23 protein-coding genes are annotated in these 24402 nt (G+C 65.3%); 11 read left to right on the forward strand and 12 right to left on the reverse strand.

What is annotated here, in order from left to right:
* Positions 1 to 12: 12 nt before the first annotated feature.
* The 8 genes from H4P35_RS05835 to fdxA form a co-directional block, all read right to left on the reverse strand.
* Positions 13 to 1227 carry an ABC transporter substrate-binding protein gene (locus H4P35_RS05835; RefSeq protein WP_056321822.1) on the reverse strand — a complete coding sequence of 405 codons (1215 nt, stop codon included), beginning with the start codon at positions 1225 to 1227 and terminating at the stop codon, positions 13 to 15.
* A 64-nt stretch (positions 1228 to 1291) separates the two neighbouring features.
* Positions 1292 to 2002, reverse strand: coding sequence for an ABC transporter ATP-binding protein (locus H4P35_RS05840; RefSeq protein WP_062840538.1), 711 nt, complete (start codon positions 2000 to 2002; stop codon positions 1292 to 1294).
* A complete protein-coding gene (locus tag H4P35_RS05845) occupies positions 1999 to 2772 on the reverse strand; it encodes an ABC transporter ATP-binding protein (RefSeq protein ID WP_062840539.1) in 774 nt (257 codons plus the stop codon). The genes H4P35_RS05840 and H4P35_RS05845 overlap by 4 nt, the downstream gene beginning before the upstream one ends.
* Before the next feature lie 365 nt (positions 2773 to 3137).
* A complete protein-coding gene (gene nth, locus H4P35_RS05850; RefSeq protein WP_226848400.1) occupies positions 3138 to 3758 on the reverse strand; it encodes an endonuclease III in 621 nt (206 codons plus the stop codon).
* Positions 3755 to 4399 (reverse strand): electron transport complex subunit RsxB, encoded by a 645-nt coding sequence (rsxB, locus tag H4P35_RS05855; RefSeq protein WP_226848401.1) that lies wholly within the window; start codon positions 4397 to 4399, stop codon positions 3755 to 3757. The genes nth and rsxB overlap by 4 nt, the downstream gene beginning before the upstream one ends.
* 111 nt (positions 4400 to 4510) lie before the next feature.
* Positions 4511 to 5737, reverse strand: a complete 1227-nt coding sequence (locus tag H4P35_RS05860; RefSeq protein ID WP_226848402.1) for a polyhydroxyalkanoate depolymerase — start codon at positions 5735 to 5737, stop codon at positions 4511 to 4513.
* Positions 5738 to 5949: 212 nt separating this feature from the next.
* Positions 5950 to 6750 carry a ferredoxin--NADP reductase gene (locus H4P35_RS05865; protein WP_142050327.1) on the reverse strand — a complete coding sequence of 267 codons (801 nt, stop codon included), beginning with the start codon at positions 6748 to 6750 and terminating at the stop codon, positions 5950 to 5952.
* Positions 6751 to 6801: 51 nt separating this feature from the next.
* The gene (gene fdxA / locus H4P35_RS05870; RefSeq protein ID WP_006389264.1) at positions 6802 to 7125 is read right to left on the reverse strand and encodes a ferredoxin FdxA; all 324 of its coding nucleotides are present in this window, start codon (positions 7123 to 7125) and stop codon (positions 6802 to 6804) included.
* 157 nt (positions 7126 to 7282) lie between these two features.
* On the opposite strand from fdxA, the gene pncB reads away from it, so the two are divergent.
* Positions 7283 to 8458 (forward strand): nicotinate phosphoribosyltransferase, encoded by a 1176-nt coding sequence (pncB, locus tag H4P35_RS05875; protein ID WP_056321839.1) that lies wholly within the window; start codon positions 7283 to 7285, stop codon positions 8456 to 8458.
* 72 nt (positions 8459 to 8530) lie between these two features.
* Positions 8531 to 8881, forward strand: coding sequence for a RidA family protein (locus H4P35_RS05880; protein WP_056321843.1), 351 nt, complete (start codon positions 8531 to 8533; stop codon positions 8879 to 8881).
* A gap of 117 nt (positions 8882 to 8998) precedes the next feature.
* On the opposite strand, the gene H4P35_RS05885 is transcribed toward H4P35_RS05880, so the two are convergent.
* Both H4P35_RS05885 and H4P35_RS05890 read right to left on the reverse strand, forming a co-directional pair.
* Positions 8999 to 9508, reverse strand: coding sequence for a flavodoxin family protein (locus tag H4P35_RS05885; RefSeq protein ID WP_226848403.1), 510 nt, complete (start codon positions 9506 to 9508; stop codon positions 8999 to 9001).
* Positions 9505 to 10338 (reverse strand): zinc-dependent peptidase, encoded by an 834-nt coding sequence (locus H4P35_RS05890; protein ID WP_226848404.1) that lies wholly within the window; start codon positions 10336 to 10338, stop codon positions 9505 to 9507. Before H4P35_RS05890 ends, H4P35_RS05885 begins: the two co-directional genes overlap by 4 nt.
* A gap of 107 nt (positions 10339 to 10445) precedes the next feature.
* Here H4P35_RS05890 and H4P35_RS05895 point away from each other — a divergent pair, with 107 nt between their 5' ends.
* Positions 10446 to 12725, forward strand: coding sequence for a bifunctional (p)ppGpp synthetase/guanosine-3',5'-bis(diphosphate) 3'-pyrophosphohydrolase (locus H4P35_RS05895; RefSeq protein WP_226848405.1), 2280 nt, complete (start codon positions 10446 to 10448; stop codon positions 12723 to 12725).
* 77 nt (positions 12726 to 12802) lie between these two features.
* On the opposite strand, the gene H4P35_RS05900 is transcribed toward H4P35_RS05895, so the two are convergent.
* Positions 12803 to 14116 (reverse strand): MFS transporter, encoded by a 1314-nt coding sequence (locus H4P35_RS05900; protein ID WP_056321854.1) that lies wholly within the window; start codon positions 14114 to 14116, stop codon positions 12803 to 12805.
* Between the two features lie 144 nt (positions 14117 to 14260).
* On the opposite strand from H4P35_RS05900, the gene argE reads away from it, so the two are divergent.
* The 7 genes from argE (at position 14261) to H4P35_RS05935 (ending at position 22291) form a co-directional block, all read left to right on the forward strand.
* Entirely contained in the window at positions 14261 to 15412 is a 1152-nt protein-coding gene (gene argE / locus H4P35_RS05905) for an acetylornithine deacetylase (protein WP_062840548.1), read from the forward strand.
* 120 nt (positions 15413 to 15532) lie between these two features.
* Positions 15533 to 16732 carry a tryptophan synthase subunit beta gene (trpB, locus tag H4P35_RS05910; protein WP_056322725.1) on the forward strand — a complete coding sequence of 400 codons (1200 nt, stop codon included), beginning with the start codon at positions 15533 to 15535 and terminating at the stop codon, positions 16730 to 16732.
* A gap of 2 nt (positions 16733 to 16734) precedes the next feature.
* Complete coding sequence (trpA, locus tag H4P35_RS05915; RefSeq protein ID WP_180099034.1) at positions 16735 to 17598, forward strand: tryptophan synthase subunit alpha; 864 nt, start codon at positions 16735 to 16737, stop codon at positions 17596 to 17598.
* Positions 17599 to 17635: 37 nt separating this feature from the next.
* Positions 17636 to 18511 (forward strand): acetyl-CoA carboxylase, carboxyltransferase subunit beta, encoded by an 876-nt coding sequence (accD, locus tag H4P35_RS05920; RefSeq protein ID WP_056321862.1) that lies wholly within the window; start codon positions 17636 to 17638, stop codon positions 18509 to 18511.
* A gap of 283 nt (positions 18512 to 18794) precedes the next feature.
* Positions 18795 to 19343 carry an acyloxyacyl hydrolase gene (locus H4P35_RS05925; RefSeq protein ID WP_056321866.1) on the forward strand — a complete coding sequence of 183 codons (549 nt, stop codon included), beginning with the start codon at positions 18795 to 18797 and terminating at the stop codon, positions 19341 to 19343.
* Positions 19344 to 19648: 305 nt separating this feature from the next.
* Positions 19649 to 20656 carry a tripartite tricarboxylate transporter substrate binding protein gene (locus H4P35_RS05930; RefSeq protein WP_226848406.1) on the forward strand — a complete coding sequence of 336 codons (1008 nt, stop codon included), beginning with the start codon at positions 19649 to 19651 and terminating at the stop codon, positions 20654 to 20656.
* Positions 20657 to 20743: 87 nt separating this feature from the next.
* Positions 20744 to 22291 (forward strand): UxaA family hydrolase, encoded by a 1548-nt coding sequence (locus H4P35_RS05935; protein WP_226848407.1) that lies wholly within the window; start codon positions 20744 to 20746, stop codon positions 22289 to 22291.
* 100 nt (positions 22292 to 22391) lie between these two features.
* Here the strand turns inward: H4P35_RS05935 and H4P35_RS05940 are convergent, their stop codons facing one another.
* Positions 22392 to 23327 carry a dihydrodipicolinate synthase family protein gene (locus H4P35_RS05940; RefSeq protein WP_056321873.1) on the reverse strand — a complete coding sequence of 312 codons (936 nt, stop codon included), beginning with the start codon at positions 23325 to 23327 and terminating at the stop codon, positions 22392 to 22394.
* Positions 23328 to 23486: 159 nt separating this feature from the next.
* Between H4P35_RS05940 and H4P35_RS05945 the strand changes: the two genes are divergently transcribed.
* Positions 23487 to 24383: a LysR family transcriptional regulator gene (locus H4P35_RS05945; RefSeq protein ID WP_056322728.1), complete on the forward strand. Its 897-nt coding sequence runs from the start codon at positions 23487 to 23489 to the stop codon at positions 24381 to 24383.
* Positions 24384 to 24402 lie beyond the last annotated feature (19 nt).

The raw sequence follows: 24402 nt of genomic DNA on the forward strand, positions 1-24402 counted from the left end.
ACATGCGCCGGTTTATTTCTTGACCAGCTTGCAGGTGGACTCGGACAACTTGGTGTAGACCTCGTCGCCAGGCAGCGTCGCCACCACCTTGTAGTAGTCCCACGGGCCCTTGGATTCGGCCGGGGTCTTCACTTGCATCAGGTACATGTCGTGGACCATGCGGCCGTCCTCGCGCACGACGCCGCCCTGGGCGAAGAAGTCGTTCACCTTGTTCGACTTCATCCACTTCATCACGTCGTCGCCGTTATCCGAGCCGGTGGCCTTGACGGCGTTCAGGTAGAACATCGCCGACGAGTAATCGCCCGCCTGCAGCATGGACGGCTTGCGGCCGACCTTGGACTCGAACTTCTTGGACCAGGCGCGCGAGGCGTCGGATTGATCCCAGTACCAGCCGTCGGTCAGGTACATGCCCTTGGTGGCGTCCAGGCCGAGCGAGTGCACGTCGTTGATGAACACCAGCAGGCCGGCCAGCTTCATCGTCTTGGTGACGCCGAATTCGTTGGCGGCCTTGACCGTGTTGATCGTGTCGCCGCCGGCGTTGGCCATGCCCAGGATCTGCGCCTTGGAGGCTTGTGCCTGCAGCAGGAACGACGAGAAGTCCGAAGCGCCCAGCGGTGCGCGCACCTGGCCCTTCACTTCGCCGCCCGCGGCCTTGACGACCGCCATCGTGTCACGCTCCAGCGCGTGGCCGAACGCGTAGTCCGCAGTCAGGAAGAACCAGCTCTTGCCGCCGTCCTTCACCACTGCCGAGCCGGTGCCGCGCGCCAGCGCCACGGTGTCGTAGGCGTAGTGCACGGTGTACGGCGAACATTGGGCGTTGGTCAAGTCGGACGAACCGGCGCCCACTGCGATGAAGGGCTTCTTCTTTTCAGCGGCCACCGCCGCCATGGCCAGGCTGGTGGCCGAGTTGGTGCCGGCGATGATGACGTCGACCTTCTGCTGGTCGAACCATTCGCGGGCGCGGGCGGAAGCGACGTCGGCCTTGTTCTGGTGGTCGGCGGAGACGATTTCGATCTTCTTGCCGTTGACCGTGCCGCCGAAGTCCTCGACCGCCATGCGCACGGCTTCCAGGCCCGCCTTGCCGTCGATGTCGGAGTAAACGCCCGACATGTCGGTGATGAATCCGATGCGGATGACATCGTCGGAGATACCTTGAGCGTGGGCGGTTGCCCCCGCGAATCCCAGGCCCGCCATGGCCAGTGCAGCAGTGATGGTGTGCAGCTTCATGGGATGACTCCTCTTCCCTACGGTGTGGTGTTTGCCGGGGTTCCGGCGGATGACACAGGTTGCTTTAGACGCCCAACAGTTCGTTGAGCGTGTCCTGTTTTTCTGAAAGTTCGGCAGCTTCGAAGTGCTCGACGATCTGGCCGTGCTCCATGACGTAGAAGCGGTCGGCCAGCGGCGCGGCGAAGCGGAAATTCTGTTCCACCATGACGATGGTGTAGCCCCGCTGCTTGAGCGCCGTGATCATGCGGGCCAGCGCCTGCACGATGACGGGCGCGAGGCCTTCGGAGATTTCATCGAGCAGCAGCAGGTTTGCGCCGGTGCGCAGGATGCGCGCCACGGCCAGCATCTGCTGTTCGCCGCCCGACAGGCGCGTGCCCGGCGAATTGCGGCGTTCCTGCAGATTGGGGAACATGTCGTAGATCTCGGCCAGCGACATGCCGCCGCCAAGCGAGCCCACGACCGGCGGAAGCAGCAGGTTCTCTTCGCAAGACAGGCTGGCGAAGATGCCGCGTTCCTCGGGGCAATAGCCGACGCCCAGGTGGGCAATCTTGTAAGTGGGCAGGTCGATGGCCTCGGTGCCATGGATGCGGACCGAGCCCTTGCGCGAACCGGTCAGGCCCAGGATGGCGCGCAGCGTCGTGGTGCGGCCGGCGCCATTGCGGCCCAGCAGCGTGACGACCTCGCCTTGTCCAACGCGCATGTCCACGCCGTGCAGGATATGCGATTCCCCGTACCAGGCGTTCAAGCCCGAGATTTCGAGTGCGGGGGTGCTCATGCGTGCGCTCCTTGAAGTTCGCCGTCGGTCGTGCCCATGTAAGCCTGCATCACGGCCGGATGGCGGGAGACTTCGGCGTAGGAACCTTCGGCCAGCACCGATCCGCGCGCCAGCACGGTGATGGTGTTGGCGATGGAGGACACGACGTTCATGTTGTGTTCCACCATGAGGATGGTGCGCCCGGCGCTCACGCGCTTGATCAATTGCGTGACGCGGTCCACGTCTTCGTGGCCCATGCCCTGGGTGGGTTCGTCCAGCAGCATCAGCTCGGGCTCCATCGCCAGCGTGGTGGCGATCTCGAGCGCGCGCTTGCGGCCGTACGGCAGGTTGACTGTGGTTTCATCGGCAAAGTCGCCCAGGTCCACCTGTTCAAGCAGCGCGCGCGCCGGCTCGTTCAAGGAGGCGAGCCGCTTGTCGCTTTGCCAGAAGTGATAGGACAGGCCGGTCTTGCGCTGCAGGCCGATCCGCACGTTCTCGAGCACGGTCAGGTGCGGGAACACCGCCGAGATCTGGAACGACCGGATGATGCCGCGCCGCGCGATCTGCGCGGGCCGCTCGCCGGTGATGTCGATGCCATTGAACCTGATGCTGCCCGACGTGGGAGCGAGGAATTTGGTCAGCAGGTTGAAGCATGTGGTCTTGCCCGCGCCGTTAGGCCCGATCAAGGCATGAATCTCGCCCCGCTTGATACGCAAATCGACCCCGTTGACCGCGACAAAGCCGCGGAACTCCTTGGTGAGGCCTTTTGTCTCCAGGATTGTGTCATCCATGTTCGCTGCACCAGCGTTGTATTTATATGGTCTCCGCCCGGCGTCATTGCGACAGGCCCCCGCAGGGTTGGAAAACTGTTTGCGTGCTCAGTTTTCTTATGAGTTGCCGGCGAGTATGCGGACGTCGCAATCAAAATTCCATGAGGGTTTGTCATAGGTTTTGCACTGCGGAAAGGCCAATTGTCGGCATGCCGACAATGCAGTGTGCTTATGGGGAGAATGGGCTCCCGATATGCAAATGCATTGCAGCAATTACGCGTTGATCGTCATCAAGATGTCACGCGGCAATAGGCGAGGGAAAACCCGGTTTTCCGCTCGCATAATCGCTGGTGAATACCCGCGCGGTGATGTCAGGCAGGCGTTTTCTACTTGAATTCGCAGAGGTCGGAAATGCCGCATTGCGGGCACTTCGGCTTGCGCGCCACGCAAACGTAGCGGCCGTGCAGGATAAGCCAGTGATGCGCGTCCAGCAGATATTCACTGGGCACGAACTTCATGAGTTTTTGCTCGACTTCCAGCACGTTTTTTCCGGGCGCGATGCCGGTGCGATTCGAGACGCGGAATATATGCGTGTCCACCGCCATGGCTGCCTGTCCGAACGCGGTGTTGAGCACCACGTTGGCCGTCTTGCGGCCGACGCCGGGCAGGGCCTCCAGGGCCTCGCGTGTTTGCGGCACCTGGCCGCCGTGCTGCTCGATCAGGATCTTGCAGGTGGCGATCGCGTTCTTGGCCTTTGTGCGAAACAGGCCGATGGTCTTGATGTAGTCGGCAAGCCCTTCCTCGCCCAGCGCCAAGAGGGCCTCGGGCGTGCCGTATTGCGGGAAGAACTTGCGCGTGGCGATGTTGACCGACTTGTCCGTCGCCTGTGCCGACAGCAGCACGGCAATCAGCAGCTGGAACGGCGTGGCGTATTCCAGTTCGGTGGTGGGGGTGGGGTTGGCCGCCTTCAGGCGGGCGAAGATCTCTCGACGTTTGGCGGCGTTCATGACTGCGTGGGATTGCGGCGGGCCCGGGCGCGGGCCAGCGCGGATTCGATGGCGGAGCGCTTGCGGTCTTCCTTTTGCGCATCCTCGGCGGCGGGCGCCACGGGCGCGGGCGCTTCGGGCATCTCTGGTGCCATCAGGCGCGCGTTGTCGGCGGCCAGGCGCTCGGCGCGCGCTTGATGACGGCGATGACGCTCGCGGCTGACGGCGGCGTCCTCGCTGGTCCATGCGCGCCCGGCCGGCACCATCTCGATGCAGTCGACGGGACAGGGCGCCACGCACAGGTCGCAGCCGGTGCACCAGTCGTCCAGCACGGTGTGCATGTGCTTGTTGGCCCCGACGATGGCGTCGACCGGACAGGCCTGGATGCACAGCGTACAGCCGATGCAATGCGATTCGTCGATGCGCGCGACGAGCAGCGGGCCGGGTTCCCCGCGTGACAGATCGAGCGGCAGCAGGGGCGTGCCGAGCAGCGCGGACAAGGCGGCGACGCCGTCCTCGCCGCCGGGCGGGCAGCGGTTGATTGGGGCGGCGCCCTCGGCGATGGCCTCGGCATAGGGCCGGCAGCCGTCGTAACCGCATTTGGTGCATTGCGTCTGAGGCAGCAAGGCATCAACGCGGTCGGCTAATGAGCGACAGGACATGTAAAGCCAGTAATGAAAAGGGGCCGCTTGGGCCCCGGGGATACGGATCAGGCTGCTGGCGGCGCCGGGCTTACGCCCGTGCCCCGCGGGAAGGACGGCGCGGCGCCGTCCTCAAGCCGATTGCCGGATGAACTCGGCAATTTTAGGACAGATCATTTCGCGCCACCGGCGGCCCGAGAAAATGCCGTAATGGCCGCAGTTCGGCGCGGTGTAGTGCGCCTTGCGGTCGGCCGGAATGTTCTTGCACAGCGTGATGGCCGCGCGCGTCTGGCCCTGGCCGGAAATGTCGTCCAGTTCGCCTTCGATGGTGAACAGGGCCACGTCCTTGATGTCGGCCGGGCGCACCAGCTTGCCGTCCACTTCCCAGGTGCCGCCGGGCAGCGCGAACTCCTGGAACACCATGCGGATCGTGTCCAGGTAGAACTCGGCCGGCATGTCCAGCACCGCGTTGTATTCGTCGTAGAACCGGCGGTGCGCTTCGGCATCGCTGTCGTCGCCGCGCAGCAGGTCCAGGTAGAAGTCGTAATGCGACTTCATGTGGCGGTCCGGATTCATGGCCATGAATCCCGCATGTTGCAGGAAGCCCGGATAAACCCGGCGGGCGGCCCCCGGATAGCGGGGCGGAACGGGGTGGATCACCTGGTTCTCGAACCAGGCGTAGGGCTTGGTCGTGGCCAGGCGGTTGACCTGCGTGGGCGACTGGCGCGGGTCGATGGGACCGCCCATCATCACCATGCTGCGCGGCTGGCAGGGATCGTTGGCAGAGGCCATCAGGGACACGGCGGCCAGCACCGGCACCGTGGGCTGGCACACGGAAATGACGTGCACGTCCGGGCCCAGGTGGCGGATGAAGTCCTGCACGTAGCGCACGTAGTCGTTCAGATGGAACGGCCCGGCCGACAGCGGCACCATGCGCGCGTCGACCCAGTCGGTCACATAGAGATCGTGGTTGGGCAGCAGGGCGCGCACGGTATCGCGCAGCAGGGTGGCGTGGTGCCCGGAAAGCGGGGCCACCAGCAGCACCTTGGGATCGTTCTTGCCAGCCAGGCGCACGTCGCGCTGGAAGTGCACCAGTCGGCAGAACGGCTTGTCCATGGCCACGGCTTCGATCACGCGCACGGACTTGCCGCCGATCTGGGTGGTGGGAAGATTCCAGGCGGGCTTCTGGTATTCCTTGCCGATACGGGTCATCAGCTCATACCCGGCGGCCATCTGGCGCGAGATCGGGGTATAGGCGAGCGGGCTGTAGGGGCTGGAGAACAGCTGAGAACCGGCGTCCGTGAATGCAGCGAACGGAGTCAGGAAGGCGCGCTGCATTTCGTGCAATTGGTACAGCATTTCGGGGAAGTCCTTCTGGGTCGAGCGTGTGCCCCGATTATTGCTCCGAGGCGTAACGATATTTCCAATCAGACTGAAGAATGTCAGGCAAAGTGCCTGATTTTGTTGCTAAAAAGCGACCCGTCATGTGTTTCGCACCAGTTTAGGGCCGCGTTCATGCCTTGCGGTGACGCCAAAAGGTGGATTTATGCACTACGCCATGCAGTGCGGGATCACCAGTAATTTTCTACTGCCAGGTTGCCCGGAATGCCGCGGCGTCCCGGCTTGAATCCCCGATCACCCAGCAATTTTCGTGCCTCCGCCAGCATGGCGGGGTTGCCGCACAGCATGACCTTGGCGGTCTCGGGATCCAGCGGCTGGCCGGCCAGCTGCTCCAGGCGGCCATCGGCGATCAGCGTGGTGATGCGCGCTTGCGGCATGCCGGGCATGGCTTCGCGCGTGGCGATGGGCAGGTAGACGAGCTTGCCGGGGTCGGCGGCAAACATCTCGGCCAGGGCCGGATCGCGGCGCCAGGACTCGATTTCGTCGCGATAGGCCAGTTCGGCCGCGGTGCGCACGCCGTGCACCAGGACGATGCGGCGGTAAGCGCGCCAGACGGCCGGGTCGCGCAGGATGGACAGGTAGGCCGACAGACCGGTGCCCGAGGCCAGCAGCCACAGGTCGCCGCCGGGCGCAAAGCGCTCCAACGTCAGAAAGCCGTAGGGGGCCTTTTCGACGTAAAGCGCATCGCCGGGCTGCAGACGCGCCATGCGCGGACTGAAGAGCCCGTCCGGGACAACGATGGAATAGAACTCCAGCCAGGGCTCATGCGGGGCCGAGACCATGGAATAGGCGCGCCAGATCGTGGGCGCGCCGTCAGGGTCTTCAGCGCCGGGCAGACCCACCCGGGCGAACTGGCCTGGCACGAACGTGAAGGCCTCGTCCCGCGTCACGCGCACGGAGAACAGTTTGTCCGGCACCCAGGTGTGGACGCTGGTGATGGTCTGGCGCGTGTATTTGGAGTCGTCGGTCATCGGGACATCGCACGGCAAGCGCCAGTCCGGCTTGCGGCCGGCGCCCGTGGATTACTTTTCCAGATATTGCAGCTTGTCCTGCTTGCCGTTCCATTCGTCGGCGTCGGGCAGGGGCTTCTTGGCGCGGCTGATGCTGGCGAATTCCGGGGAGAGTTCGGCGTTCAGCGCGATGAAATTGAGTTGGTCCTGCGGCACGTCTTCTTCGGCGTAGATCGCGTTGGCCGGGCATTCGGGGATGCAGACCGCGCAATCGATGCATTCGTCGGGGTCGATCACGAGGAAGTTCGGACCCTCACGAAAACAGTCCACCGGGCACACGTCGACGCAATCGGTGTACTTGCACTTGATACAGTTTTCGGTGACTACGTGGGTCATTCAGGAACTCCGGGGATCGGCGGCAGATGTGTCTTAATGGGCGGATTTTACCCAATGCCGCGCCGATGTGCCGGCAATACCCGTATTGACAGCGTGGCCCATCGTGTCGAAGGCCCGCTGCTTCATGCTATGGTGTCGCGAAACGAAACGCGCAATCATGATTATTACTTCGCTGCTCGACACCGACCTGTATAAATTCAGCATGATGCAAGTGGTGCTGCATCACTTCCCGGCTGCCCAGGTCGAGTACCGGTACAAATGCCGGACGCAAGGCGTGGATTTGCGCCCCTATCTGGACGAAATCCGCGACGAAGTGCATCAGCTATGTCAGTTGCGCTTCACGGAAGACGAGCTTAAATATCTCGGCAGCTTGCGCTTTATCAAAAGCGACTTCGTTGATTTCCTGGGTTTGTTCCACATGCCGGAGCGCTGCATTCACATCAGCGAAGGCGAAGGCCCCGGCGAAATCAGCATCGAGGTCAAGGGGCCGTGGCTGCACACGATCCTGTTCGAGATCCCCGTGCTGGCCATCGTCAACGAGGTCTATTTCCGAAACACCCGCAAGCATCCGGACTGGGAAGAGGGCCGCAAGCGCCTGCAGTCCAAGATGCATCTGGTGCTGGACGATCCCGCGCTGGCGGATTTCCGCGTGGCCGAATACGGCACGCGGCGCCGCTTCTCCAAGGCCTGGCACGAAGAAATCGTCTCCACCATGAAAGCCGAGATGGGTCCGCATTTCGCGGGCACCAGCAACGTGCTGCTTGCCAAGGAACACGACGTGCTGCCGCTGGGCACCATGGGCCACGAATATCTGCAGGCCTGCCAGGCGCTCGGTCCGCGGCTGCGCGATTCACAGGTGTTCGCGCTGGAAGTGTGGGCCAAGGAATACCGCGGCGACCTCGGCATCGCGCTGTCGGACGTCTACGGCATGGATGCGTTCCTGCGCGACTTCGACATGTATTTCTGCAAGCTCTTTGACGGCGCGCGCCACGATTCCGGCGATCCCTTCATCTGGGGCGAGCGTCTGCTCGAGCACTACCGCAAGAACCGCGTCGATCCGCGCGCCAAGACGCTGGTGTTCTCGGATGCGCTGACCTTCCCGCGCGCCATCGAGCTGGCGCGCCAGTTCTCGGGCCGCTGCAAGGTGTCGTTCGGCATCGGCACCAATCTCACCAACGATCTGGGCCACGAGCCGCTGCAGATCGTCATGAAGATGGTCCGTTGCAATGGCCAGCCGGTGGCCAAGGTGTCGGATGCGCCCGAAAAGACGATGTGCGACGATCCCGCCTACCTGGCCTATCTGCGCCAGGTTTTCCAGTTGCCGCCTGCCTGATGACGCCCGGGCGTCGCGCGCGGGCAGCCTTACCCAGTTCCAACCAAACCACTCGACTCTAGGGGAATTCTCATGAGCAGCATCAAGCGCTTTCACGTGACCAAGCGCCTGTCGGACATGGCCGTGTACAACGGCGTTGCCTACCTGGCGGGCCAGGTGCCGGACGATGCCACGCTGGACATCACGGGCCAGACCGAGCAAGTGCTCGCCACGATCGACCGTCTGCTGGCCGAAGCCGGCACCGACAAGACCAAGATCCTGATGGCCCAGATCTACGTGGCCAACATGAAGGAATTCGACGGCATGAACAAGGCCTGGGACGCATGGGTCGCCGACGGCAACTCGCCCCCCCGCGCCACCGTCGAGGCCCGCCTCGCCAACCCCGACTACAAGGTCGAGATCGTGGTGACGGCCGCCTTGTGAGGCACGCACGCTGAATGCCGGCTTCGTCCGGCACCCAGAAAAGCCCTCTGGCCAACGCCGAGGGCTTTTTCTTTGCTTGGACGTCAGACCAGGCGTCAGACACCCCGCCCCGCCGCGTTACGCGCCCATCAGCATGATGCCCGCCAGCAGACCGCCCAGTTCCTCGCAACGCGCCAGATCCGCCGCCGGCACGGTTTTGGGCGCCAGGATCTGCGCGGCGGTCTGGGCGCCCAGGTTCACGATGACGGCGGGCGCGACCGGGGCCAGCCGCCAGCCGGTGCAGATGCGTTCGACCTGCCGGGCGGCGCCCGCGCCGTCGCTGCCCGCGCTGATCATGGCCGCGTAGGGCAGTCCCTGCAGGCGGTCCAGCACCGCGTAGTAGTTGCGATCAAAGAACTCCTTCATCTCGCCGCTCAGGCTGGCGAGGTTTTCGGGGGCGCAGAAAAGGAAGCCGTGGCTGGCCAGCAAAGCGTCGTCGCCGGCATCCTGCGCGCGCATCAACGTAACGCGCAGATCGTCCGGCTGCTCCAGCGCGCCCGCGGCTTCGGCGGCCCCGCGCGCGGCGGCGCGCGCCATCTGCTGTGCCGCGCCCGTGCGCGAATGCCAGACGATCAGCAATTCCTTCATGCGTACCGCTCCGCTGGGTCCTGCCGGTAATACGCCCGCAGCATCGCATACCACTCGGGCAGGGCCTGCTGCATGGGGTGGGGATCCACGAAGAAGTGCTCCGAACTGACGGCAAAGAACTCGCCTTCGTCCGTGGCCGCGTAGGGATCCATCGGCAGCTGCCCGTACCAGGCGTCCGCTTCCTCGCTCTCGGGATCCACGTCGTGCGGAATCGCTGCCTCCACGGCGTCGACCGCCGCAATGAAGCGGTCCAGGCTGTCGTCCAGCACCTGGCGCCACGCGCGCGGCTGGATCTCGGGATGCGCCGACAGCGACGGCATGCCGTCCGCAAAGCCCGAGCGCAGGTCCAGCTTGTGGGCAAATTCGTGGATGACCACGTTAAAGCCGCCTTCGGACAATTGCGTGTCCTCCCAGGACAGGACCAGCGGCCCGCCTTCCCAGGCTTCGCCCGCGGCGTCCTCGATGTACTCGTGGACCACGCCGTCCTCGTCCTGACGCGAGCGCGGAATGCGGAAGCTGGCGGGATACACGATGATCTCGTCCCAACCTTCGTACAGCTCGGGCGTGAGGTTCAGGATGGGCAGGCAGGCCTGCGCGGCGATGGACAGCCGCATGAAGTCCGAGACCTCCAGCCCCTGCGCGCCGTTGATGGTCTTGCTGGCGAGCAGCCACGCGGCGCGCGACTGCAGCTGGGCGGCTTCGTCCTGCGTCAGCACGGCCAGAAACGGATAGGTGTCCAGCACCTGCCGCCACAGTTCGGGCGGGATGCGGGCCTGCATTTCGGCGACCTCGGACGGGCGGGCGCCGCGCCCCTTCAGCCAGCGCAACATAAGCTTTGGTTCCTTCCATATGCCGGGATGCGGCAGGGTGTTCAGGGTGATTGAACGCTAGTGTAGAGTGTCGGGATATTCAACCAGATACCTGTGCAACGCCCGTCATGTCCGCCCCGCCTGTTCCCGATGCGCCTTCGCCATTCGACGCTACCTGGCGGCAGGAAGCCGGGGCGGGCCTGGATGCCGATGGCCTGACGTTGCTGGACCGGGCCGCCGCCTGGGCCGAGCCGCGTTTCCACGGCCAGAATGCGCTCACGGGCGAGCCCCTGGCCGGCCACGGCGCCGGCGTGGTCCGTATCCTGGCCGCCATGCACACCGACGCGGCCACGCGCACCGCCGCGCTCCTGGCCGCGCTGCCCACCGACCTGATGGCCCCCGCGCCGTCCCTGCGAAACGACCCCCTCGCCGCTGCCTTTGGCACGGAGGTCGCGCGGTTGGTGCAGGGCGCCTATGCCCTGCTGCGCCTGGGCGTGGTCGCCCGCCAGGCCAGCGACGCCGCCGCGGTTAGCGGCTCGCAAAAGGAAATGCAGCGCAAGATGCTGCTGGCCATGGCCGCCGATCTGCGCATCGTACTGATGCGGTTGGCCTCGCGGTTGCGCACGCTGCGCTGGCACGCCGAAAGCAAGGCCCCGTGCTCGCCCGACTTTGCCCGCGAGACCCTGGACCTGTACGCGCCGCTGGCCAACCGGCTGGGCATCTGGCAGATCAAATGGGAAATGGAAGACCTGTCCTTCCGGTTTCTTGAGCCCGAAAAGTACAAGCACATCGCCCGCCTGCTGGAAGAAAAGCGGGTCGAGCGCGAGGCCTTCATCGCCGGCGCCATCGCTCGCCTGCAACAAGCCCTGGCCAAAAGCGGCATCCAGGCCGAGGTCAGCGGCCGGCCCAAACACATCTACAGCATCTGGAACAAGATGCGCGTCAAGCGCCTGGATTTCTCGCAGATGTACGACCTGCGGGCGCTGCGCGTCATCGTCGACGACGTGCGCGCGTGCTACACGGCGCTGGGCATGGTGCACGAGATGTGGACGCCGCTGTCCGAGGAATTCGACGACTACATCTCGCGGCCCAAGCCCAACGGCTACCGGTCCCTGCACACGGTGGTCACCGATGACGATGGCCGCCCCTTCGAAGTGCAGATCCGCACGCGCGAGATGCATCAGTTCGCCGAATACGGGATGGCCGCGCACTGGCGCTACAAGGAAGCGGGCGCCAAGGGCGGCCAGGTGGCCGCCTCCAGCGAATACGACCGGCAGCTTGCCTGGATGCGCCAGTTGCTGGCCTGGAACAGCGAAGTCGAGGGCGGCGCGGACACGCCGCCCGAACCGGCCAAGCCTGCCTCGGGCAGGGCCGCCGCGGGCAAGAGCCGCGGCGCGGTGGCGGCGCCCGCGCACACCGACGAGCGCATCTATGTGCTGACGCCCCAGGCGCGCGTGATCGAGCTGCCCGCCGGCGCCACGCCGGTGGATTTTGCCTACCACCTGCATACCGACCTGGGTCACCGCTGCCGGGGCGCGCGCGTCGATGGACAGATGGTGCCGCTGCAGACGCATCTGTCCACCGGGCAGACCGTGGAGATCATCTCCGCCAAGTCCGGCGGCCCGTCGCGCGACTGGCTCAATCCGCAGCTGGGATTTCTGGCCAGCCCCCGCGCACGCGCCAAGGTGCGCATGTGGTTCAACGCCATTGAACTGCAGCAGCGCATCACGCAGGGCCAGGCGCTCGTCGAAAAGGAACTGCAGCGTCTGGGCAAGACGGCCATCAACCTGGAACAGCTGGCGCAGAACCTGGGTTTTGCCCGCGCCGACGACCTGTACGTTGCCGCGGCCAAGGAAGAATTCAGCCTGCGCCAGATCGATGCGGTGTTCCAGCAGCCGGCGCCCGCGGCCGAGCCCACGCCGGCCGCGCTGCGCCACGCCAGCGCGGGCAGCGCCGAGAAAAGCGGCAAGAGCGGTGTGCTGGTGGTCGGGGTGGGGTCGCTATTGACGCAGCTTGCCCGCTGCTGCCGTCCCGCGCCGCCGGATGCGATCTCCGGGTTCGTGACGCGCGGCCGTGGCGTGTCCATCCACCGCCGCGACTGCCACAGCTACCTGGCGCTTGCGGCGCGCGAGCCCGAACGCGTCATCGAGGTGGCGTGGGGCGAAACCGCCGATACCTTCTATCCGGTCGACATCAGCGTGCGCGCGCACGACCGGTCGGGCCTCTTGCGCGACCTGTCGGAAGTGTTTGCGCGCCTGCGTCTGAACGTGGTGGGCGTGAACACGCAGAGCAAGCAGTCGCTGGCTCACATGGTGTTCACGGTGGAAGTGCGCGGCGGCGAATCGCTGTCGCGCGCGCTCGATGCGCTGGCCGAAGTGCCAGGCGTGTCGTCGGCGACGCGCCGCTAGCGGGGTGTCCGGCAGCGGCGCCGCTGCCGGAGATCGCCCCGCGCGCTGAACAACGCGGGGCGGGGGCGGTTCAGGCCTCAGTGCTCCAGGTCTTCATGCGCGCGATCACGCATGTAGAACGCGGCAACCAGACCCAGGGCCACGCCAAACATCACGTAGTAGGCGGGCGCCATGGGCGAGCCGGTGGTCTTGATGAGCCAGGTCACGATGAACTGCGCGAACCCGCCAAAGATCATCACGGCCACGTTATAGGCCAGCGACAGGCCCACCGAACGCACGCGCGCCGGGAACAGCTCGGCCATCACCGTGCTGAACACACCAAAGAACGCCGACACGAAAATGCAGACCACGACCTGCACGGTCAGCAGGCGGCCGATCGACGGCGCGTCCGACAGCCAGAAGTACAGCGGGTACAGCACGATCAGGTAGCCGATCAGCGAGCCGATCACGAGCGGACGGCGGCCGATGCGGTCGGACCAGGCGCCCATGAACGGGGTCAGCACCACCATCAGCGCCGCGCCCGCCATCTGCACCAGGAAGGTCTGGTTCAGCGGCAGCATCAGCACCTTGGTCGAATAGGTGACCAGATACGTGAAGGTGATGTAGATGGACACCGTGGCCGTCACCACCAGGCCCACGCCGATCAGCGTCTCGCGCGTGTGGGTGCGCAGCATCTGACCCAGCGACAGGCGCTTGACCTCGCCGCGCTCGGCGGCCTGGCGGTCGGCTTCCTTCATCTGCTTGAAGGCGTCCGTTTCGTCGACGTTGCGGCGGATATAGATGGCGATCGGCACGATCACCAGGCCGAAGGCGAACGGCAGGCGCCACGCCCAGTCGGCGATCTGCTGCTCGGTGAAGAACTCGGTGATCAGCGTGCCGCAGGCCGCGCCAATCAGCAGCGCCAGCATCTGGCCCGCCATCTGCCACGAGCCATAGAAGCCGCGCTTGCCGTTGGGCGCCATTTCGATCAGCAGCGCCGTCGACGTGCCGAATTCGCCGCCGGCCGAGAAGCCTTGCAGCAGACGAGCGATGAGGATGAAGATCGGCGCCAGGATGCCGGCCGCGTGGTAAGTGGGCGCCACCGTGATCAGCGCGATGGACACGGCCATCAGCGAGGTCACCAGCACCATGGCGGCCTTGCGGCCCTTGCGGTCGCCGTACAGGCCCAGGATGATGCCGCCCACCGGGCGCATGAAGAACCCGACGCCGAAGATGGCGGTGGTCATGAGGATGGCGTTCAGTTCGCTGCCGGGGACGCTGGGGTCCGTGGGAAAGAACAATTTGGCGATGATCGGCGTCATGAACGCGAACACCAGGAAGTCATACCATTCGAGGGCGTTGCCGATTACCGCTGCCACGATGTTGCGTGTGGGGACTGCTTTGTGCTGCACGGGATCTCCTTGGGGGCTTTTTAAAATCCGGCCGACATTCTAGGCGGTGCCGCCCCGGGCCGTCCCGGCAATCGTCCGGATGGGGGCCGAGACGCGGCCGCTGCCTGGCTTTACACTGCGTCTTTTCCCCACGAGAGTAGTGACATGAACGCGCGCACCTGGCTGGAAACGCTGGTTGGCTTTGACACCACCAGCCGCAATTCCAATCTTGCCCTGATCGAAACCGTCCGTGACTGGCTCAAGGGCCAGGGCGTCGAGGCATGGCTGGCGCACAACCCCGAGCGCACCAAGGCCAACCTCTTTGCCACGCTGCCGGCGCAAGACGGCAACCAGCAGGGCGGCATCGTCCTGTCGGGCCACACCGACGTGGTGCCGGTGGACGGCCAGGACTGGAGCACGGACCCGTTCAAACTCGTCGAAAAAGACGGTCTGCTCTATGGCCGCGGCAGCTGCGACATGAAGGGCTTCATTGCCGGATCCCTGGCTCTGGTGCCGGAATTCATGGCCATGCCGCGCAAGAAGCCCATCCACCTGGCGTTCTCCTACGACGAGGAAGTCGGCTGCGCGGGCGCGCCGTACATGCTGGCCGACCTGCACGAACGCGGCATCCGTCCCGAGGGCTGCGTCGTGGGCGAACCCACCGGCATGCAGGTCGTGGTGGCCCACAAGGGGATCAATCTCTTCCGTTGCAAGGTCCACGGCAAGGCGGCCCACTCGTCGCTCACGCCCCGCGGCTGCAACGCCATCGAATACGCCGCCCGCCTGATCTGCCGCATCCGCGACCTCGCGGACAGCTTCAAGGCCAACGGCCCCTACGATCAGTTCTACGACGTGCCGTTCTCCACGATGACCACCAACCAGATCCGGGGCGGCATCGCGGTCAACACCATTCCCGAACTGTGCGAATTCACCTACGAATTCCGCAATCTGCCGGGCATGCGTCCCGACGACATCCAGGCCGAAGTCGAAAAATACGTGCGCGAAGAACTGCTGCCGAAGATGAAGGCCGAATTCGACGGCGCCAGCATCGAAATCGAGACCGGCGCGGCCGCGCCCGCCCTGGAAGCCTCGGAAGAAGCCGCCATCACCCAGCTCGTGCGCGCCCTGACCGAAGACCGCGCCACGCGCAAGGTGGCCTACGGCACCGAGGCGGGGCTTTTCCAGGGGATCGGCATTCCCACGGTGGTCTGCGGCCCCGGCCACATCGAACAGGCCCACAAGCCCAACGAATACGTGGCGCTGGACCAGCTTGCCGCCTGCGAAACCTTCCTGCGCCGCATGGGGCAGTCGCTCTGACGAGCGGACCTCCTGGGGGCGGGCGGCACGCCGGTGCCGTCCGCGTCAGGTAAAATGACGGGTTGCAAACCGGATTTGCGGCCGGCAGTGGCCTGCCGCGATGCCGGGGGAGATGCTTTGGTGAAACCTTACGACTTTCCGGATGCCAAGGGCCATTTCGGGCCCTATGGCGGTGTTTTCGTGGCGGAAACGCTGATGCACGCGCTCGATGAACTGCGCGCGTCCTATGACCGTTATCGGGTCGATCCCGCCTTCCTGGAAGAGTTCAACTACGAACTCAAGCATTTCGTGGGCCGGCCCAGCCCCGTCTACCACGCCCGGCGCTGGTCCGAGCTGGTCGGCGGCGCCCAGATCTGGTTCAAGCGCGAAGACCTGAACCACACCGGCGCGCACAAGATCAACAACTGCATCGGCCAGGCCCTGCTGGCCAAGCGCATGGGCAAGCCGCGCGTCATCGCCGAAACCGGCGCGGGCCAGCACGGCGTGGCCACCGCCACCGTCGCGGCCCGCTACGGCATGGAATGCGTGGTGTACATGGGCAGCGAAGACGTGCGCCGCCAGGCCTCCAACGTCTACCGCATGAAGCTCTTGGGCGCGACCGTGGTGCCCGTGACTTCCGGTTCGCGCACCCTGAAGGACGCGCTGAACGAAGCCATGCGCGACTGGGTCACCAACATCGAAAACACGTTCTACATCATCGGCACGGTGGCGGGTCCCGACCCCTATCCCCGCATGGTGCGCGATTTCCAGACCGTCATCGGCAACGAATGCCTGACGCAGATGCCCGAGGCCATCGGCCGCCAGCCCGACTACGTCGTGGCGTCGGTGGGCGGCGGCTCCAACGCCATGGGCATCTTCCATCCCTACATCCCCCACGAAGAAGTGCGCCTGATCGGCGTCGAAGCGGCGGGCGAGGGCATGGACAGCGGCAAGCACGCCGCATCGCTGGCCGCGGGCCAGGTGGGCGTGCTGCACGGCAACCGTACCTACGTCATGCAGAACGCGGACGGCCAGGTTCAGGAAACGCATTCGGTCTCCGCCGGCCTGGACTACCCGGGCGTCGGCCCGGAACACGCGTGGCTCAAGGATTCGGGCCGCGCCGAATACGTCGGCATCACCGACGAGGAAGCCCTGAAGGCTTTTCACGATTGCTGCCGCATCGAAGGCATCATGCCCGCACTGGAGTCCTCGCACGCCATCGCGCAAGCCGTCAAGATGGCCGCCACGCTGCCGCGCGACGCCGTGATCCTGGTCAATCTGTCGGGCCGCGGCGACAAGGACATGCACACCGTCGCCGAACGCGCCGGCATCGAGCTCTGAACATGACAACCCGCACTGATCGCATTGCCGCGGCTTTCGCGCGCACCGCAGAGTCCGGCCGCGCCGCGGCCCTGATTCCCTACATCGCCGCCGGCGATCCTTCCCCCGGCGCCACCGTGCCGCTGATGCACGCGCTGGTAGAGGCCGGCGCCGACGTCATCGAACTGGGCGTGCCGTTCTCGGATCCCATGGCCGATGGCCCCGTCATCCAGCGCGCCGCCGACCGCGCCATCGCGCAGGGCGTGGGCCTGGCCCGCGTGCTCGAACTGGTGGCAGATTTCCGCCAGCGCGACACCGCGACGCCGGTGGTGCTGATGGGCTACGCCAATCCCATCGAACGCATGGGGCAGGCGGAATTCGCCAGCCGCGCCGCCGAGGCCGGCGTGGACGGCGTGCTGGTCGTGGACTATCCGCCCGAGGAAGTCATCGAGTTCGCCGCCACCCTGGGTGAGCACGGCATTGCGCCCATCTTCCTTTTGGCGCCCACGTCCACCGAAGAACGCATCAAGGCCGTCGCCACGGTGGCGCGCGGCTACGTGTATTACGTGTCGCTCAAGGGCGTGACGGGCGCGGGTTCGCTGAACACCGACGACGTCGCCGACCGCGTGGCCCTGATTCGCCGCCACGTCCGCGACATTCCGGTCGGCGTGGGATTCGGCATCCGCGATGCCGAAAGCGCCCAGCGCGTGGCCCGATCGGCCGATGCCGTGGTCATTGGCAGCAAACTGATTGAAACCATGGAGCAGGCGGTCGCCAACGCACCGGCTGCCCAGCAAACCGACGCCGCAGTCGCCGCCGCCAGCGGCTGGCTGCGCACCATCCGGCAGGCGCTGGATCAAGTAAAACGAGAGAACGCGTCGGCCTGAGCGGCCGGGTCGCGATCTCAAACGGGATGAATACTCAATGAGCTGGATCGATAAACTCCTGCCTCCTCGCATCAACAAAACCAGCGACAGCGGCGCCCGCCGCGTGCCCGAAGGCCTTTGGGTGAAATGCCCGTCGTGCGAATCGGTGCTGTATAGCGAAGACCTGGCAGCCAACCTTCACGTCTGCCCCAAGTGCGACCACCACATGCGGATCGGGGCTCGCGCCCGGATCGATTCGCTGCTCGACATGGAAGGCCGCGTTGAAATCGGCCAGACCACGCGTTCGGTCGACACCCTGAAGTTCAAGGACACGCGCAAGTATCCCGAGCGCCTGCAAGAGGCCGTCAAGGCCACGGGCGAATCCGACGCGCTGGTGGTCATGAGCGGCTCGATCCGCGGCGTGCCCGCCACGCTGGCCTGCTTTGAATTCGAATTCATGGGCGGCTCGATGGGCTCGGTGGTGGGCGAGCGCTTTGCGCGCGGCGCGCAGGCGGCCCTGGACAACAAGACGCCGTTCATCTGCGTGGCCGCTTCGGGCGGCGCGCGCATGCAGGAAAGCCTGCTGTCGCTCATGCAGATGGCCAAGACGAACGCCATGCTGACCCGCCTGTCGGCCGCCGGCCTGCCGTTCATCAGCGTCCTCACCGATCCCACGATGGGCGGTGTGTCGGCCAGTTTTGCGTTCATGGGTGACGTCGTCATTGCCGAACCCAAGGCGCTGATCGGCTTTGCCGGCCCGCGCGTGATCGAACAGACCGTGCGGGAAAAGCTGCCGGAAGGCTTCCAGCGCGCGGAATTCCTGCTGCAAAAGGGCGCCATCGACATGGTTGTGGATCGCCGCCAGCTCCGCGAAGAAATCGCCCGCCTGCTGGCGCTGCTGACCAATCAGCCGGCCGACGTGGTTACTGCCTGACAATGCTGCCGGCCGCGCTGCCGCATGACGGCCGCGCCGGCTTAGGAAATGCCGCCGGCGGCTTCGTGCTTCGGGCGGCATTTTTGTTTTTGTGCGCAGGTTTAAAGCTTGGGCACGCCACTTGCTAAGGCGGCCTAGCGCAAAATCGCAAGCTTGAATTACGCGTGGCCCGGAACAGTCTTTTTCATGTCGGTTTGTTGCCATATTGCGACAGGCGTAAGGCGGCTTGGTCCGGATTTTGCTAATGTTCCCCGTTAGTCCAGAAATAGATGGAGTTAATCCCATGCAGTCGACGAAGAAGAAAATGCTGACGCGCCTTGCCGGCCTGGCCCTGGCAGGCGTTGCCACCTTTGCCAGCGCCCAGTCGTCCGAGGGCACGCAGGGCGGCGTCAGCCTGCACTACGGCATTGGCGATCACTACAAGCGCCTGACCCTGAACTACGAGACTGCCTCGCTCTGGACCTATCAATTCGGCGGCAACTGGGGCCGGCTGGACCTGACGCCGGAATTCGGCGCCTCGTACTGGCAGGCTGACGGTTCGCGTTCGCCCGGCCATGTGTGGCAGTTCAGCGCCATCCCGATGTTCCGCTGGTGGACCGGCGAACGCTTCTACATCGAAGCGGGTATCGGCGCCACGCTGTTCTCCAGCACGCGCTTCGCCGACGAAAACATCAGCACGGCCTTCCAGTTCGGCGACCACGTCGGCGTTGGCTTCCTGCTCACGCCGAACAACCGCATCGGCGTGCGCTATTCGCACTTCTCGAATGCCAGCATCAAGCGCCCGAACCCGGGCCTGGACGTGGTGCAACTCACCTACACGTACCAGTTCTGATCGCATCGTGACGTCCTGAGCGTTCCCGCCTGCCGGAACGTCCCGGGCGAAGATCTTGAAAACCACCCGTTCGCGGGTGGTTTTTTTTGTGCCCCGCCTCGGACGCCGGTGCTCCCTCGGCTACCCCTGAAACCACAAAAAAAATTATCGTTTGACTGCGTGTTCACGTACTTGTTGGTGTTGAGTGCAATGGCCAGAATGCCCTGGCAACACCCAAAACCACAACGAGCCGTCGTGGGAGGCTTCGATCCGCCGCTGTATGCGTGATCGGGGCAGGGCCCGGCAGGCGGCACACGGAGACGCAGATGAAATACCCCTGTATGAAGGCGCGCCGCTTGGCGCGCATTGCCGGCGCCGCCGGCCTCGCCCTGTCGCTGGCGGCCGCCCCGGGCGCCGTGCTGGCCGACGAATTTCCCGCCAAGCCCCTGCGCATGGTCGTGGGCTTCGCGCCGGGCGGCGGCGCGGATATCGTGGCGCGGCTGGTGGGCGCCAAGATGGCCGACAGCCTGGGTCAGCAGGTGGTGGTGGAAAACCGCGCCGGCGCCACGGGCACGATCGCGGCCGACAACGTGGCCCGCTCGCCCGCCGATGGCTACTCGCTATTCCTGGGATCGCAATCCACCATGGTCGTGGCGCCATCCCTGTTCCCCACGCTGCCGTTCAAACCCGAGACCGATTTCGAGCCGGTCTCGCAGATCGTGACGATGCCCCTCATCCTCGTGGTCAACCCCGCGATGATCGATGTGAAAAGCGTCGGCGAGCTGACCGAGCACATCCGCAAGGCGGGCAACGGCGCGCTCAGTTATGCGTCCTCCGGCCAGGGCGGCCCGCAACACATCGCGGGTGAGTTGTACGCGCACCGGGTCGGCACCAAGGTCACGCACGTGCCCTACAAGGGCGAATCGGCGGCGATCGCCGACGTGCTGGGCGGGCACGTGCCCTACATGTTTGCGAACCTGCCGGTGGCGCTGCCGCACATCGCCTCGGGCAAGGTGCGTCCGCTGGCGATCACCAGCCTGAAGCGCGATCCCAAGGCGCCGCAGATTCCCACGCTGGCCGAATCGGGCTTCAAGGACTTCGAGGTGTCGACCTGGTACGGCGTGTTCGCGCCGGCCAAGACGCCCAAGCCGGTGATCGAGAAGCTGTCCAATTCCATCCGCTCCGCGCTGGCGCAACAGGACATGCAGGCCAAGCTGAGCGAGCAGGGGTTCACGGTGGTGGGCAGCGATTCGGCGGCCTTCAGCCAATTCGTGGGCGCCGAACTGCCGCGCTGGTCGGTGCTGATCCGCGACATCGGCATCAAGCCGGAATAACGCGGTCACCACGTGCTGGCGCCCCTGGGCGGGCGTCAGCGGGAGCCGTTCACCGGCGGCTCCCATTCATTCACCCGAGACAATGACATGATCGACTTCACCGAAAAACGCGCCGCCGGCCCCGTCATCCGGCTGCATTCCGCAGACAACGTCGTGGTGGCGCGCGTGCCCATCGGCATCGGCACTGCCGTGCCCTCCGAAAACCTTATCAGCCGCAGCCAGGTGCCCGCCGGTCACAAGATCGCGGCGCGCGATCTGCGCGCCGGCGAACCCATCCTGAAATACAACGTCTGCATCGGCTTTGCCGCCACCGACATCCCGGCGGGCACGTACGTGCATTCGCACAACATGGATTTCCAGGAATTCGACCGCGACTATGCGCACGCGCGGGACTACGTCCCGACGCAAATCCTGCCCGAATCGGAGCAGGCGCAATTCCAGGGCATCGTGCGCGCCAACGGGCAGGTGGGCACGCGCAACTACATCGGGATTCTTGCCACGGTGAACTGTTCGGCCACGGTGGTGCATCGGATTGCGGCCGCGTTCACACAGGATGTCATGGACGCCTATCCCAACGTGGATGGCGTGGTGGCGTTGAGTCACGGCATGGGCTGTGGCATGGAGATGTCCGGCGAGCCGATGGATCTCTTGCGGCGCACGATGGGAGGATACGCCTGTCATGCAAATTTTGCGGGCGTGCTGATCGTGGGCCTGGGGTGCGAACGCAATCAGCTCGATGCGTTGCTCAAGGACCAGGGCCTGGAGGCGGGCGCGCGGCTGCAGACCTTCATCATGCAGGAGACGGGCGGCACCCGAAAAACGATCGAGGCCGGCGTCGCCGCGGTGAAGGCGATGCTGCCGGCCGCGAACGACGTGCGGCGCGAGCCGGTGCCGGCGCGGCACCTGAAGATCGGCCTGCAATGCGGCGGATCGGATGGCTTTTCGTCGATCACCGCCAATCCGGCGCTGGGCGCGGCCATGGATATCCTGGTGCGGCATGGCGGCACCGCCATCCTGTCGGAGACGCCGGAAATCTATGGCGTCGAGCATACGCTGACGTCACGGGCACGCAACCGCGAAGTCGGCGAGAAGCTGGTCCAGCGCATCCGCTGGTGGAAGGAAGAGTACTCGCCGGGGCGCGACGTGCAGATCAACGGCAAGGTCAGCCCGGGCAATCAGATGGGGGGCCTGGCCAACATCTTTGAAAAATCGTTGGGCTCGTCGATGAAGGGCGGCACCACGGCGCTGATGGAGGTCTACCGCTACGCGGAACCTGTCCGGCAGCCGGGCATGGTGTTCATGGACACGCCGGGGTTCGATCCCGTGTCGGCAACGGGGCAGATCGCGGGCGGCGCCAACATCATCTGCTTTACGACCGGCCGCGGCTCGATGTTCGGCGCCAAGCCGGTGCCCTCGATCAAGCTGGCCACCAATACGCCGATGTTCGACCGGCTGACTGAAGACATGGATGTCAACTGCGGCGACATCCTGGACGGCACGGCAACGCTGCAAGAGGTGGCGCAGCGGATCTTCGAGGAAATCCTGCGGGTGGCCTCCGGCGACCGCAGCAAGAGCGAGTTGCTGGGACTGGGGGACCACGAATTCGTGCCCTGGAATATCGGCGTGGTGAGCTGACCGCCTTGCAAGACGGCGGCGCCGCGGACGGTCAGCGTATTTGACCGTCCGCGTTTGGGATCGTCCGCGTGTTGACCCTTTGCGTGTGGTGCAAAAACGCTCAGGCGTCGGACAGCGCGGCGGCGCCCGGCATCTCAAACCCGTTTGCCTGCAACGCGGCCTTCAGCCCCTCTGTCTGCGAGGCATTCAGTTCCACCAGCGGCGGCCTTACCGTGGCCCAAGCCGCATCGCCGGACTTCCAGGCGATGGCCGCCTTCATGGCGGGAATCATCGGAAATTGCTGGAACACGTTGCGCGTGGCGTTCAGGCCCGCCTGACGCTCGTCGGCATCCGCCTCTTGCCAGCGCTGCTGGAGCGCCACGATCGGACCCGGATTGACGTTGCCCGTGGCCGTGATGCAGCCCACGCCGCCCGCGCGCAGGGTCTGCAGCAGGAATGCCTCGCTGCCCGCATAGACCTGGAATCCGCGGGGCGAAAAGCGCTCGATCATCGCGGCAGTGTTGGCCCAATCGCCGCCGCTGTCCTTCACGCCGGCGACGATGCCGGGATAACGATCGAGCAGACGCTCGATGAGGGCCAGGCTCAGGGGCACCTGGCTCACGGGCGGGATGTGATAGAGATACATGCGCAGCTTGTCGTCGCCCACGCCCTCGATCAGCTCGGCGTAGTACCGGAAAAGGCCTTCGTCGCTGACCCCTTTGTAATAAAAGGGCGGCAGGACCAGCACGCCCATGCTGCCGCTGCGCACGGCATGCTGCGTCAGCGAAATGGCATCGGGCAGCGCGCAGGCGCCCGTGCCCGGCATCAGCGCCGACGGTTCCACCCCCGCTTCGAGCAGCGCGTCCAGCAGCGTGTGCTTTTCTTCCAGCGACAGCGAGTTGGCCTCGGAGTTGGTGCCGAAGATGGCCAGTCCGACGGACTGTTCGCGCAGCCAGCGGCAGTGCTTTACGTAGCGCCCCAGTGCCGGGCGGTAGCGCTCGTCGAACGGCGTCAGGACAGGAGAAAAAACGCCGGGAATGCGGGCAGGGGTCGTCATGTCTCTACTCGTTATTGGAAGGATGGAAAAAGCGCGCCGCGGTCGCGCGGCTGCGATTTCCGATTCTGGCATTGATCTGTCCTGCGAACATCTGCTGTTTAATGGCTTCAATCCATAAAATTGTTGTGGTTTGCCACACGTCAAGAAAAGGGGGAGACCGTGGATACGCGCTATGTGCAGAGCTTTGTGTCGGTCATCGAGAGCGGCTCGCTCGCCGAGGCCGCGCGGCGGCTGGACCTGACCCCCGCCGCCATCGCGGCGCGCGTGCGCACGCTGGAAGAAGAGCTGGGCGCCACGCTGATCAAGCGTGTGGGCCGCAGCGTCAAGGCGACCGAAGCCGGCCTGAAGGTGCTCGAGCGCGCCCGCAGCGTGCTGCGCGAGGTGCGCGATCTGCGGGCCAGCGCCGCGGACGACGCGCCGCTCGGCGAGCTGCGCCTGGGCGTCTCGGCGTCGGCCTTGACCGGCATCATGCCCATCGTGCTGGCCCGGCTGTACCGGCGCATGCCCAAGCTGGCGGTCTTCATGGAACCTGGCACTTCCAACCATCTGTACCACCGCGTCATCAATGCAGACCTGGATGCGGCGTTCATCGTCAAGCCGCAATTCAACCTGTCCAAGGGCTATGCCTGGAAGCAGGTGACCGAGGAGCCGCTGGTCGTGCTTGCCCCGCCCGACACGCCGGGCAACGACGCGCACGAGCTGATGCGCACGCAACCCTTCATCCGCTACGACCGCAATGTCTGGGGCGGGCGGCTGGCAGACCAGTACCTGCGCCAGCATGGCATTGCGCCCCGCGAGCGGCTGGAGGTCGATGGCCTGATGGGCATTGCCTGCATGGTCTCGGAGGGGCTGGGCGTGTCGCTGGTGCCGGATTGGGCGCCGGATTGGCTCGACAGCCGCCGCGTCAAGCGTGTGCTGCTGCCCGGCCGAGCGCCGCTGCGCCGGATGGGCATTCTGTGGGCGCGTCACATGCCGCATTCGGCCCTGGCGGAAGCCTTTGTGGAGGAAGCGGGCCGCGCTCTGGATCCGCAGGCGCGCCATTCGGCAAGCGACTGACGCCGCTCGAGGCAAAAAA

Origin of the sequence: Achromobacter sp. 77, from assembly GCF_020541125.1 — a bacterium.
GTDB lineage: Bacteria > Pseudomonadota > Gammaproteobacteria > Burkholderiales > Burkholderiaceae_B > Achromobacter > Achromobacter mucicolens.